Below are 13,540 nucleotides of genomic sequence, written 5' to 3' on the forward strand. Positions count from 1 at the left end.
TAGTTTCTAAGGGCGGTGTTATCCGCCCTTGATAGACTTTATTTAGCCATCTTCACATCTGTCACCCACTCGGTGATCAGTGCTTTACGCATATCATTGGCACCAAATTTATCCATGTCGTAATTGATCAGTTTCAGATCGGACAATTTAAGTGCTAGAGGGGATGCTTTTGCCGTGGTGTTGGTCAGGATCTGATAGGCTTTACCTTTCTTCCAGCTCAGTTCTTGTGCTTCTTTGGACAGCGCCCAGTCAATAAACAGTTTAGCGTTGTCCATATTGCGGGCATTTTTGATGATACTGACGCCGCCGATTTCATAACCGGTGCTTTCACATGGTGCGATAAGTTTCAGTGGTGCGCCGTTTTCCACTTCCAGAGAGTAATCATGCAGAAAACCGATGCCGATGGCGGATTCACCACGGGCGGCGTTACGTGCAGGTGCGACACCGGATTTGGTGTACTGGGAAATGTTGGCGTTCAGTTTTTTCAGGTAATCAAATGCCTGATCTTTGCCCCATAACTGAACAAAAGTTGCCAGTGCGGTGTAAGCGGTGCCCGAACTTTGAGGATCAGCGATCTGAATTTCACCTTTATAAATCGGTTTGGTCAGATCTTTCCAGCAGGTTGGGACAGGGATCTTTTTCTCTTTTAGACGCTCGGTGTTGACGCCATAGCCAAGGATACCGACATAAACCGCAGAAGTGTAGTTGCCCTTACGTTTGGCTGGATCACGAAATTGCGGCATGATCTGCGTAAGATTTGGGGATTTATATGGAGCCAGCAGATCCATCTCACCCGCCTGAGAGTGTGGATCCAGCGTGCCGCCGTACCAGACGTCAGCTTGTGGATTGCGTTTTTCCGCTTCAATTTTCGCCAGGGTACTGCCTGAACCGTTACGGACAAAAGTGGTTTTTACATTATATTTTTCACCGAATGCTCTGGTTTCGGCTTCACACAAGGCGTTAGTCGCACTGCAATAAACGATCAAGCGGCCAGCGGCCTGAGCACTGTGGGTAAATGCAGCAACAACCAGGCCCGCTGCGATAAGTGTAGAGAGAGGTTTCAGTTTCATTATTTTGTCCTTTGTATTCAGAACTGCTTATCATTGAAAAGTAGCGATGCTACCCCTGCCATATGTTCCCTTTTACTGACGTCTGCCATTAACAGTGGCATCAACAGCAAACCCATCATGGCGGCTGCGATGGTGAGCAGGGCAAACATCCCTGACCAGCCATAGTGTGCAACGACCTGACTTAACGGCCAGCCTGCCATTGCAGCGCCCAGATAGGCGTACAATCCCAGATAACCAGTGACCGTTCCGGCGGCTTGTTTATGGCAATATTCTGTTGCCGCCAGCCCAATCAGCATTTGCGGGCCAAATACAAAAAAACCGATACTGAAAAAACAGACTGCCAATAGCGCATAGTGATGAATCGGCATTAGCCACAATGCGGTGACAGAGATAAACAACCCCAGAGCAAACAGTAAAATCATCGGGGCGCGTTGACCGCGGAACAGTAAATCAGATCCCCAGCCGGAAAAAAGTGCGCCGGTCAAACCACCCAACTCAAACAGCGAGAGTGTTGCATTGGCACTGAGCAGATTGGTGCCATGTGTTTCTGACAGCCACAGATTTCCCCAGTCATTAATCGTCATTCTGATGAGGTAGACCAGAATGTAGGAGAGCCCTAATAACCAGATAGTTCTGTTAATCAGAATCGTGTCCCGCAGTATCTGCATCACCGGCATGGGTGGCGATAACTGCTCGTGCCGAAGCTCCAGTGGATCCTGTCGCCAGTGCCCCACACTGGGTAAATTTTGCCTTTGTGGTATGTCGCATAACTGATGGCAGAGCCAGATACCCAGCAAAATACCGATAATTCCCGGCATCATCAGCGCCGCTTGCCAGCCGTAAGTCGTCGCCAGAAAAGCTGACAGCATCGGGATAGTGACACCGACAACATTGATGGAGATATTCCAGCATCCCCACCAGAAACCCCGTTCATTGCGGGAGTACCAGTGTGTCAATAATCTGGCACAAGGGGGCCATCCCCAACCCTGAAAGAAACCGTTCAGTGTCCAGATAATCAGTAGTGCAGGAAATGATGAACAAAAAGCGAAAACAATGTTCAGCACGCCAGTCATCACTAATCCGGCTCCCATAAACCAGCGATAGCCGGTGCTATCATGGAATACACCGGAAACAAATTTTGAGCCGCCGTAAGCCAGGTAAAACAGACTGGTTATCCAGCCGATATCCCCTTTATCCAGCCCCAGTTCCAACTGCATGACCGGCATAACAAAGTTGAAGCTTTTTCGTGTCAGATAAAATGCGGCATAGCCAATAATCATGGAAATCAGCAAACGGCTGCGCCAGTAGCGATAACGTTGTGAAGCTTGTTCCTGGCTGGTGGTTTGCATATGCGGCGCCTCCATGAAAAGGGAATGTAAAGAAACATTAATGAAAATGGATGGGATAAGGTTTTAGGGAATTAGGAATAATTCTTAGTTATGCTTGATTTTCATCAGAATTTGTGGGCAGGTTAACAATTATGCGAGTGCCGTTATCGTTGTTTAACTGCCAGTCTCCGCCTAACGCCCGGATGCGTTCTTCAATCCCCTGGAGGCCAAATCCGCCTTTCCTTTTATCTTCAGTGATACCAATGCCGTTATCACTGATTCTGAGTTCGAGCACATCCCCGCGTTGCCGCAGCGTGATATCGATGCGGGTCGCTTTGGCATGTTTACTGATATTGTTCAGTAACTCCTGAACCAAGCGATAAAGGGTAAAGACCACGGTTTCATTCGCTGGATTTTGGGGAAGTTGATAATTCAACTGGCAATCAATACCCTGCTGCTTAAAAGCAAACTCATTGATTAAATGGTGGAGTGCCTTTTCTAAAGGCATCTCTTCCAGAACAGGTGGCCGCAATTGGCGCAGTAATCGCCGGGTGGATTGATGGATTTGTTGGGCTAGATGATTGATTTGCTCTGCGATCGTTGCTATTGCCGGGGTGGGAGTAGTGCGTTTTACCAGCGTTGCCTGAATTTGGATGGCAGTAATATTTTGACCGATTTCGTCATGTAGCTCGCGGGCAATACTTTTGCAAATATCTTCTTCTGTGTGAACCAGTTTCTGCATCAGAATATGGCGGGAGGTTAACTCCTTCTCCAATAATTCACGGTAGCGTTGCAGGTTTTCAGCGAGTTGCTGTTGACGGCTGATGGCTATTCCAAGCCCTATTCCTAATAGCGCCTGAATGGTCAGGAACATCTCCAATTCGCGTAAATCGTTAAAAGCGCCACTGAATTGCCGGGCTGACGTTATCATCAGACTGCCCAGTAAAGCTGCCAGTACGCCCCCTTGCCAGCCATAGCGATAGGCCATAAATACATTGGGAATAAATACCAAGATCACCAAAAGCCTCTCAATTTCCGGTGACATAAAGATCTGAGCGCTCAACCCCAGCAAGCAGAACAGACAGCACCACATCAGCAGTGAAGTACGTAACTGTGGATCCGGATGGTCAGGTTCCAGCATATTTCTCAAATGTTGCTGATGCAGATATTCATAGATCAGATAAACAAAAGGTGATAGCAAAACACCGCCGGTCAAAGAGGTAAGAAACAGATGGCTGGCACTGGCAGTCAGAGAAAATCCCAGACAGACCGCCTGTAACACACTATTGGCGGCTACGGCTGCCAGCAAAATAGAGAGCCGTTGCCAATACAAGGTATAGCGCCACCAGATCCGCTGTACCATAAAGGTAGGTATCAGGCTGAGAAATGGCGATAACAGAATAATATTGTTAGTAATAAGTTGCTCGCTATCGAGCCATAGCAAGATGATAACCTCGGTTGCTAATAGGGTTAACAAGTAGCGACGTCCCAACAGAACAAGCAGCGCCAGCCGTAACCCTTGTGGCAGCAGCAGTGCTGCCTGTTGCCCATTGTCATTCAGATAGAAGCTGATAGTCCACAGAGCAAGCCAACTCAGCGAATAAAAAATCAACAGAAATAGTGATAACAGGCTAAATCGTGCTCCTCCGTTCATGGGTTACCCGTCAGAATCTGATGTTGCAGGGCATAATGAACCAGCTCGATCGTGCTCTCGCACTGCAATTTGCCAAGAATATTGGCACGATGAACATGAACGGTTTTATGGCTGAGGTTAAGTTGTTCTGCGATAGCTTTAACCGTGATGCCATTGATGAGCAGATCAAATATCTCCCGTTCTCTGGGCGTCAGAGCTTGCAGTGCTTTAACTTTTTGTGGTGTTTGACGCAGGGCTTTTAGGGCATCAGCACACAGATAAAAACCGCCTTTATGTACTGAGCGTACTGCCTGTACTAATTCTTCCGGGCCACATCGTTTAGTGAGATAGCCACAGGCTCCGGCATCCAACGCGCTTTGTACAAATGCGGTGGTGTCATAAATGCTGAGAATAATGGTGCGAAAATCAGGCCGTTTTTGCCGTAATCGGGTGAGCAGGTGCAAACCGCTCTCATCCGGCATAGCGATGTCCATCACCGCCACATCAATCGAGTTTCTGAGTAAATCCAACCAGGCCTCGCTGGCACTGGCGTATTGCCCGGCAATTTCAAGATCATGTTCAAGCGTTAGTAATTGGGCAAAACCGGAACGGACGACTACATGGTCGTCAATAAGTGCAACTTTAATCATAGCTTTTGTTAAGAAGTCATTATAAATACAATAATTTCCATGATGTGCAGGAAAAGCAGGTTGTGCAAATTAATCAACTAAATCTGCAAGAAAGCTAACAGATTTAGCAAATTCCTGCTATTTCAAGTCAGTTGCTTTACGTATTGCTTTAACATCAATCCCACTCAGGAAATATCCGGTTTTTTAATTTTCATGTAACCCACATTCTCGCTTTAATCCAAAAAAACGGGTTTGTTCTTCACTCATGCCCGGTTCCCATTTTTGGCTTGTATGGGTATCGCCAACAGAGAGATAACCCTGTTCCCATAATGGATGATATTCCAACCCATGCTTTGTAAGATATTGATGCACATGTCTATTATCCCAGTCGATAATCGGCAAGATTTTAAATACGCCACGCTGTATAGACAAAACCGGTAATTTTGATCGGCTTTCAGATTGCTGGCGACGTAAACCAGCAAACCAGCTTTGCGCATTCAGATTTTTTAAAGCACGATTCATTGGCTCGACTTTATTAATCTGATTGTAACGTTCTATTCCCTCTACACCTTGTTCCCACAATTTTCCATAACGAGCTTCTTGCCAGGCTGGAGAATATTCAGCACTGAATACTTGCAGATTCAATTTCAGCTGCGTTGTTAATTTATCTATGAATTGATAAGTTTCAGGGAATAAATAGCCAGTATCGGTAAGGATGACAGGAATATCCGGGTATTCTTGTGTCACTAAGTGAAGACATACCGCCGCCTGAATGCCAAAACTGGAGGAAAGAACAAACTCCCCCGGCAAATTCTTTAATGCCCAATTTACCCGCTGATAAGCATCCATAATTTCAAGTCGCTGATTAATTTCAACCAGTGATGTCTCCTGCGATTCTGCCGCCACGCCAACGAATTGTAATAAGCTGAGTTGGCTCATACCGCCTCCTGCCAATCATAAAAATCGCGGGCTGAATCCAATACCGGTTTGATAATATCGGTACGGATCAGGAAATCGCCAAAGCCCTCATTTGGTTGGCGCCCTGCCGCCCAGCACCCGATAAGTTCATCCATGATGGATAAGATCGCCTCAGAACTGATATTTTCTTTATACATTCGAGGAATACGGGTGCCGATCCGGTTACCGCCAAGATGAAGGTTATAACGATCAAGCGCTTTACCCACCAGCCCCACTTCCGCCAACATCGCTCTGCCACAGCCATTCGGGCAACCTGTCACCCGCAAGACAATATGTTCATCACCAATACCATGTTTATTCATCAGTTGTTCAACGTAAGTGACAAACTCCGGTAAGAAACGTTCAGCTTCAGCCATTGCTAACGGGCAGGTTGGGAAAGAGACACAGGCCATTGAGTTTTCACGCTGAACTGTGGTTTTATCATTAATCAGCCCATGTTCTCGGGCAATAGTTTCAATTCGTTGTTTTTCACTTTCAGGAATACCAGCAATAACTAAGTTTTGGTTGGCTGTCAGGCGAAAATCCCCTTTGTGGATTTTTGCAATTTCGGCAACGCCACTTTTCAGTGGCCTGCCCGGATAGTCCAAAAGGCGGCCATTCTCAATAAACAGCGTCAAATGCCATTTATCATCGATTCCTTTCAGCCAGCCAATTTGATCACCACGGCCAGTAAATTCATAAGGCCGGATTGCTTCAAATTTCACTCCCGCACGTTTTTCCACTTCCTCTTTAAAGGTGTCAACACCAACCCGCTCCAACGTATATTTGGTTTTGGCATTTTTACGCTCAGTCCGGTTACCCCAGTCACGTTGAGTGGTCACCACAGATTCAGCAATCGCCAATGTATGCTCAAGCGGAATATAGCCAAATTCACTCGCCATACGTGGATATGTATTTTTATCACCGTGAGTCATTGCCAAACCGCCACCCACCAGCACGTTAAAACCAACCAACTTGCCACCTTCTGCAATAGCAATAAAGTTCAGATCGTTGGCATGTAGATCAACATCATTTTGCGGCGGAATAACAACTGTGGTTTTAAATTTACGAGGCAAATAAGTAGCACCAAGAATCGGCTCTTCATCAGTCGTTGCGACTTTTTCTTTATCCAGCCAGAGTTCAGCATAAGCTCGGGTACGTGGCAGCAAGTGCTCTGAAATTCTCTTCGCCCATTCGTAGGCTTGCTGATGCAGCTCTGATTGAATAGGATTCGAAGTACAAAGCACATTTCGGTTAACGTCATTCGCCGTCGCAAGCGAATCCAAACCAACCTGATTCAGTAATTGATGTGCAGGTTTGACATTCCCTTTCAAAATGCCATGAAATTGAAATGTCTGACGGTTAGTCAACCGGATACTTCCATACAGAGTGTTCTCTTCAGCAAACTTGTCAATACCCAACCATTGTTGCGGTGTAATAACACCTCCCGGCAGACGACAGCGCAACATCATCGCATGGCGTGGCTCCAGTTTTTGCTCTGCCCGTTCAGCACGGATATCACGATCATCCTGCTGATACATGCCATGAAAGCGAATCAGCAGGAAATTGTCCCCTGCAAAACCTCCCGTTAAGCCATTGGTTAAATCTTCACTGATTGTACCTCGCAGGAAGTTACTTGCCTGCTTCATACGCTCACTATCAGCCAGTTTACCTTCGACAATCAAAGGACCATATTGTTTATCACTCATTAGTACACATCCCTCTGATAACGGCGCTCAAGGCGCAGTTCACTTAAGAATTCATCAGCCTGTTCGGTATCCATGCCACCATACTCAGAAACAATATCCAGCAATGCACGTTCCACATCTTTCGCCATGCGGTTTGCATCACCACATACATACAGATGTGCCCCTTCCTTTATCCAACGCCATACTTCTTGGCCCTGTTCACGCAATTTGTCCTGAACATAAACTTTATGCTGCTGATCGCGGGACCACGCCAGATCAATACGAGTCAACAGGCCATCTTTGACGTAACGCTGCCACTCCACTTGATAGAGAAAATCTTCCGTAAAATGTGGATTACCAAAGAACAGCCAATTTTTCCCCTCAGCGCCATCTGCATCTCTTTGCTGCATAAATGCCCGGAATGGAGCGATTCCGGTTCCCGGCCCAATCATGATGACCGGTGTTTGCGGATCGGCAGGCAAACGGAAATTGTCGTTATGCTCGATAAAAATACGAATATCGCCCTCTTCCAGTAAGCGATCTGCCAAATAACCGGATGCACCGCCAGTGCGAGCCCGGCCATCAATTTCATAACGAACAACACCGACTGTAATATGAACTTCATTTTCGACTTCAACCTGAGAGGAAGAAATTGAATAAAGCCTTGGCGTTAAAGGTCTCAGTAAATCGATAAACTGTTGAGCTTCTGGCTGAGAAGCTGCCTCTCTTACCATATCGGCAATCGGTTTATTATGAGCGTATTGCTGTAATGCCTGTTTATCGGCAATCAGAGACAGTAATTTTTCATTTTTTGCCAGCACAGCATATTTTTCTACAATTAAGCTGGTATTTTGGGTTAGCTCAATATGGCTGATCAGAGCTTCCCTTAATGGTAATTTCTGGTCATGAACCTCAACTAATTCTGTTCCTTCCAACCAGAGTAGATTCAACAATTCATCCACCAAAGCCGGATCATTTTTAAACCAAACACCCAAAGCATCACCCGGTTGATAACGCAGACCTGAATCTCCCAGATCAATTTCAATATGGCGAACATCTTTATCAGAACCACGGCCCGTTATTTTTTGACGGGTTGCTAAGGCCGCTGTCAATGGTGCCTGTTTAGTATAAGAAGTTGAAAAAACTTCATGTACCAACCCGCTCTGTACAGAAGTAATCACCGTATTTGTCTGCGCAGGAATACGTTGTTTCAGGATTTCAGTTAACCGCTTACGCCACTGAGCCGCCACCTCCTGATATTCCACATCACCATCGACACGCTCCAGAAGCCGTTGAGCCCCCAATTCATTCAGACGATTATCAAAATCTTTTCCTGCCTGACAGAATTTTTCATAAGAAGTATCACCCAGACCAAAAACAGCAAACTCAATATCACTCAGCTTCGGCGCCTTTTTAGAATAGAGATATTTATATAATGCAATCGCTTCTTCGGCGGGTTCTCCTTCACCTTGCGTAGAAGCGACAATGATGAGCATTTTCTCTTGAGCAATTTGTTTGAATTTATAATCACCGGCATTGAACAGATTGACATTGAGTTTCTCTGCCAACAGATCATCACGAAGCTGTTCAGCTAAACGACGGGCATTACCTGTTTGCGAAGCTGAAATTAATGTAATCGTCTCCTGTACCGGAATCGCTGGAGCCACGGACTGAACCTTTGGCTGTTGATTCATCATTCCCCAAAAATAACCAGACAGCCAGGCTAACTGATTCGGTGAAAAATCCCCAATTGCCGATTGCAAACGCGCCAGTTGTTCAGGCGAAACTGGCAGAAGTGAAATTGAAGGTGGTTTTATGCTCATTATCCTGTGCAGCCCTTTACGATTACCAATGTCGGTTATCTTTAGTAAAGAAAATAAATAGGGGTAGTTAGTAAGGTTATCTCAGTGACTTGTCACTATTTAAAGAAACTATCGCAATATCAAATAACCAAAACGCCTAACCATATTTACAGATTTAATATATCTATAAAACAGTTAATAAGGGCAATTGCAAAAAAAGGAAAAAACCGGGTTTAATTCAGAAGATCAGGTAGAATAGCGGGTTTTTTGAAGTCAGGGAGAACCACTATGAGCACAACGATTTTTAAAGATTTTCAGTTTGAAGCCGCCCACCACCTGCCACATGTTCCAGACGGCCATAAATGCGGACGCCTGCATGGGCACTCATTTATGGTTCGGCTGGAAATTACCGGGGAGGTCGATCCTCATAGTGGTTGGATTATGGATTTTGCTGATCTAAAAGCTGTATTTAAACCCATTTGGGAACAGCTAGATCACCACTACCTGAATGATATCCCTGGGCTGGAAAACCCAACCAGCGAAGTACTGGCAGCCTGGATTTGGGCTAAAGTAAAGCCCTCAGTTCCACAACTCAGTGCCGTTATGGTGAAAGAAACCTGTAACGCAGGATGTATTTTCCGCGGAAAGTGAAACAGGTTACTGCACCAGGAAACCTCCAGTGCAGTAATCTTCTCTCAGGCAATATTCAAATATTTATGTGTTTGCATAGAAAGCCGCCAATTACGCGCAATACAAGTTTTAATACATAAATGGGTAGCGTCTTCTTTCTGGCTAATAGGTTGCAATGCAATAATACGCGATGAGTTGTCATCCAATGTCGCTAATAACTCATCCAGTGCTTCAATGTCTCTTTCGCGTGCAACTGGATGTTTTATTTCATTAGCTCTCTGCAAAGCTTGCTGCAATACCTGATAACCACCACGCATTTTAACTTTTGGCGAAACTGTCACCCAAGTGGCAGAAGAACACTTAACATGATACGTGCCGCTGGTTTCTATCTGGCATTGATAACCAAGGCTTTCTAACTCTTCGGTCAGAGGAACAAGATCATAAAGACAAGGCTCACCACCAGTAATAACAACATGGCGCGCAGTATACCCCTGTTGAACAAACAGTGCTGCAATTTGCTTAGGTGATGCTTCACCCCATTCATCACTTTCACTCGTTTTCAGTAAAATAGTTTCCAACATCCGCTGCTTTTCAGCTTCTTGCTTCCAAGTGTGTTTAGTATCACACCAGCTACAACCGACAGGACACCCTTGCAGACGAATAAAAATTGCCGGGACTCCCGTAAAAAAACCTTCTCCCTGCAATGTCTGGAATATTTCGTTAATCGGGTAAAACATAAAAATCTCTGGTTTCATTAGATAAGAACGCATTATTGCAGATATCTATCCCGCAGACATCAATCTTTATGGTAAGGTACAGGGTTTGCTTCGCCCGGCTAATATGAGGCTTGTCGGGGCATTGTGTGCTTAAAATATATCTAGCACTGAGAAAGTGACAGGAATAAATAATGCAGAATAATGAAACTCAGCTGAAACGGGGTCTAACCGGGCGGCATATCCGCTTTATGGCATTAGGTTCCGCAATAGGCACAGGGCTGTTCTATGGTTCCGCAGCTGCTATCCAGCAAGCTGGCCCAGCCGTATTACTCGCTTATTTAATCGGCGGGGCAGCCGTATTTATGGTGATGCGTGCATTAGGTGAAATGGCTGTTCACCACCCAGTAGCCGGTTCTTTTTCACACTATGCCAGCCATTACCTCGGCCCTTTGGCCGGATTTCTAACCGGATGGAATTATATATTCGAAATGCTGATTGTCTGCCTGGCTGACGTTACTGCATTCGGCTTTTATATGAAGCTCTGGTTTCCTCATGTGGAACAGTGGATCTGGGTGCTGAGTATTGTCTGCTTCATTGGCGCAATTAATCTTTGCCATGTGAAGATTTTTGGCGAAATGGAATTCTGGCTGTCTATTGTGAAAGTTACCGCAATTATCGCTATGATTATCGGCGGCATGGCTATCATGGTATATGGATTCGGTCAGGAAACAGACCATGTAACCGGCATTTCCAGTCTATGGGAATATGGCGGTTTTATGCCTAATGGTATCAGTGGTGTAATAGCTTCACTTGCCATTGTGATGTTTGCTTTTGGTGGCATTGAAGTTATTGGTATCACTGCCAGCGAAGCTAAAAATCCCGAAAAAACTATTCCAAAAGCAATCAATGCTGTTCCGTTCCGTATTTTGCTGTTCTACGTATTGACCCTGTTTATTCTGATGTGTATCTATCCGTGGAATCAAATTGGTCAGGAAGGGAGTCCATTCGTACAGATTTTCTCCAGCTTAGGTATCAATTCTGCGGCTAATATTCTTAACATTGTGGTTATTACTGCCGCAGTTTCTGCAATTAACAGCGATATTTTTGGTGCCGGTCGCATGATGTATGGCATGGCCCAAGAAGGGCAAGCGCCTAAAACATTCACCAAACTGAGCCGTAATGGCGTACCGTGGATGACGGTGGTCGTTATGTCGGCCGTCCTGCTGATTGGCGTTGTTCTTAACTATCTACTTCCAAACGAAATTTTCGTTATCATTGCTTCTATCGCAACATTTGCCACTGTGTGGGTATGGCTGATGATCCTGCTTTCTCAGGTTGCTATGCGCCGCAAAATGAGCAAAGAAGAAGTTAAAACATTAAAATTCCCTGTTCCTATGTGGCCAATAGCACCAATATTAACAATTATCTTTATGGTATTCGTTATTGTATTACTGGGCTATTTTGAGAAAACCCGTATTGCATTAATTGTGGGAGTCGCATGGGTAGCCTTATTGTCAATTACCTATTTCTTTAGCATAAAGAAAAATACCTCCCAAACTCATCAAATTAAATAATACATCCTGATAAATGCCAGAATAATCTGGCATTTATTTTTATTCATCTGAATATGATATAACTAATATCTTAATATTATTTTATTAATCAGTGTAAATTAAATAATTTCAATCTATTTATATCATTGTATTTCGTTTTCTAAATTGCAATGATGATATATATTACTTTAATAAGAATAATTTTTTATTTTTGAAATATAAATCCACTTATACATAACAAACAATTAATTGCATTTACTTTCAGTAAGTTAAATTAAAAATCAAATAATAATCTTTCATAAAAAATAGATAAACATACTTTTAAAATAAAATATTAATAAAAATTTGCAATAAGAGGATTATGATCAGAAGCATCTGTAGGCATAACAATAGCATTAGCTACATTTAACTCCCGATAAAAAATAAAATCTAAAGGTCTTCCAAATGCAATTGTTCGACAATCATCAGCAAAAGATACTTCTTTAAGATGTAAATGTCCGGTGAAACGCTTAAGAGCATTTAATCGTTGCTTACTCCATGCATTAAAGTCACCAGCCATAATTACCGGGCCATTATGTAAACGAATATGAACACCAATATTATTCAACTGACGACTATACACATCCACACCAAAACTGAAATTTATCGCATGTACATTAATAACCATTAACTGGCGATTATCCTGTAAAGAATAAACAGTGATGAGAGCTGATTTAGATAAACGTAAAAGAGGCTCTTTCTCTCTCAATGGACAACAATAGATAGGATGAGAAGTTGCTAGCGTCATTACACCAGAGGGATGTTGAGGCAATAAAAATGCGGGAACTTGATCAGCTGTCAGATAATTTGAAGTAGCAAATTCAACTAAATCAGGGGTTGTCTGCGCTTCTTGCAATAAAATTAACTGGCTTTCATTAGTAAGCTCCTTCAAAACCTTTCGCCATGAAGGACGCTGCTGTTTGTAGATATTCCATACAACAACCCTAAACTCATTTGTATCAGTAATCAAAGGAATACCTACAGGTAATGAACTTCCAAGCTGATGAGTTGACATCGGAAAGACGCGTTCAACCGGTTGCCCAGCGACATATCTTATTGCATAGGTTTTCTTTACCACGTGAAAAACCTCTTCAATGCAGAAAATAATATTAAAGCTATCTGATTTTATCAAATATAATAAGAAAATTATTGATTTTAATATTTATAATTTATAAACAGAAAAAAACCCTGAGATTTCTCTCAGGGTTTCTCTGGAAATTAAGTGGCGGTGCGGACGGGGCTCGAACCCGCGACCCCCGGCGTGACAGGCCGGTATTCTAACCAACTGAACTACCGCACCACCGAATTTCTTGCCTTCTATGTTGTTACCACAACATAAAACTTTAATACCTGTTAAGGCAGTTTACGAACGGCCTTTCTGCCGTTCGCCCTTCGGACCGCCCGCCGCTTTCCGCAGCGTTCAAAATCACTCTCAGCGATTTTGTCCGACTTCCTACCCACAATACTCTGTGTCATTCTTCATCACACAAAGCTA

11 protein-coding genes and 1 tRNA gene are annotated in these 13,540 nt (G+C 44.1%); 2 read left to right on the plus strand and 10 right to left on the minus strand.

The window, feature by feature from the left end; genetic code table 11:
- Positions 1 to 38: 38 nt before the first annotated feature.
- From ACGF7G_RS18200 to cysJ, 7 genes are all read right to left on the minus strand, one after another.
- The gene (locus tag ACGF7G_RS18200) at positions 39 to 1,070 is read right to left on the minus strand and encodes an ABC transporter substrate-binding protein (protein ID WP_387467358.1); all 1,032 of its coding nucleotides are present in this window, start codon (positions 1,068 to 1,070) and stop codon (positions 39 to 41) included.
- A gap of 17 nt (positions 1,071 to 1,087) precedes the next feature.
- Complete coding sequence (gene uhpC / locus ACGF7G_RS18205; protein ID WP_387467360.1) at positions 1,088 to 2,419, minus strand: MFS transporter family glucose-6-phosphate receptor UhpC; 1,332 nt, start codon at positions 2,417 to 2,419, stop codon at positions 1,088 to 1,090.
- Between the two features lie 88 nt (positions 2,420 to 2,507).
- Entirely contained in the window at positions 2,508 to 4,052 is a 1,545-nt protein-coding gene (locus ACGF7G_RS18210; protein ID WP_387467362.1) for an MASE1 domain-containing protein, read from the minus strand.
- Complete coding sequence (locus tag ACGF7G_RS18215; RefSeq protein WP_133813376.1) at positions 4,049 to 4,681, minus strand: response regulator transcription factor; 633 nt, start codon at positions 4,679 to 4,681, stop codon at positions 4,049 to 4,051. The genes ACGF7G_RS18210 and ACGF7G_RS18215 overlap by 4 nt, the downstream gene beginning before the upstream one ends.
- Positions 4,682 to 4,864: 183 nt before the next feature.
- On the minus strand, positions 4,865 to 5,599 hold the full coding sequence (locus ACGF7G_RS18220) for a phosphoadenylyl-sulfate reductase (protein WP_387467364.1): 735 nt from the start codon (positions 5,597 to 5,599) through the stop codon (positions 4,865 to 4,867).
- Positions 5,596 to 7,326, minus strand: a complete 1,731-nt coding sequence (gene cysI, locus ACGF7G_RS18225) for an assimilatory sulfite reductase (NADPH) hemoprotein subunit (protein WP_387467366.1) — start codon at positions 7,324 to 7,326, stop codon at positions 5,596 to 5,598. The genes ACGF7G_RS18220 and cysI overlap by 4 nt, the downstream gene beginning before the upstream one ends.
- On the minus strand, positions 7,326 to 9,128 hold the full coding sequence (cysJ, locus tag ACGF7G_RS18230) for an NADPH-dependent assimilatory sulfite reductase flavoprotein subunit (RefSeq protein WP_387467368.1): 1,803 nt from the start codon (positions 9,126 to 9,128) through the stop codon (positions 7,326 to 7,328). Before cysJ ends, cysI begins: the two co-directional genes overlap by 1 nt.
- A 267-nt stretch (positions 9,129 to 9,395) precedes the next feature.
- Between cysJ and queD the strand changes: the two genes are divergently transcribed.
- Positions 9,396 to 9,758: a 6-carboxytetrahydropterin synthase QueD gene (queD, locus tag ACGF7G_RS18235; protein WP_133813372.1), complete on the plus strand. Its 363-nt coding sequence runs from the start codon at positions 9,396 to 9,398 to the stop codon at positions 9,756 to 9,758.
- A 44-nt stretch (positions 9,759 to 9,802) separates the two neighbouring features.
- Here queD and queE read toward each other — a convergent pair whose 3' ends face one another.
- Positions 9,803 to 10,474, minus strand: a complete 672-nt coding sequence (gene queE, locus ACGF7G_RS18240; RefSeq protein WP_133813371.1) for a 7-carboxy-7-deazaguanine synthase QueE — start codon at positions 10,472 to 10,474, stop codon at positions 9,803 to 9,805.
- Positions 10,475 to 10,644: 170 nt separating this feature from the next.
- Here queE and ACGF7G_RS18245 point away from each other — a divergent pair, with 170 nt between their 5' ends.
- The gene (locus ACGF7G_RS18245; protein ID WP_387467371.1) at positions 10,645 to 12,027 is read left to right on the plus strand and encodes an amino acid permease; all 1,383 of its coding nucleotides are present in this window, start codon (positions 10,645 to 10,647) and stop codon (positions 12,025 to 12,027) included.
- A gap of 313 nt (positions 12,028 to 12,340) precedes the next feature.
- Here the strand turns inward: ACGF7G_RS18245 and ACGF7G_RS18250 are convergent, their stop codons facing one another.
- Positions 12,341 to 13,123 carry an endonuclease/exonuclease/phosphatase family protein gene (locus ACGF7G_RS18250; protein WP_387467373.1) on the minus strand — a complete coding sequence of 261 codons (783 nt, stop codon included), beginning with the start codon at positions 13,121 to 13,123 and terminating at the stop codon, positions 12,341 to 12,343.
- Between the two features lie 145 nt (positions 13,124 to 13,268).
- Positions 13,269 to 13,345, minus strand: a tRNA-Asp gene (locus tag ACGF7G_RS18255).
- Positions 13,346 to 13,540: the final 195 nt, after the last annotated feature.

It is taken from the genome of Photorhabdus sp. RM323S (genome assembly GCF_042879375.1).
In the GTDB taxonomy this organism is placed as follows: Bacteria; Pseudomonadota; Gammaproteobacteria; order Enterobacterales; family Enterobacteriaceae; genus Photorhabdus; species Photorhabdus tasmaniensis.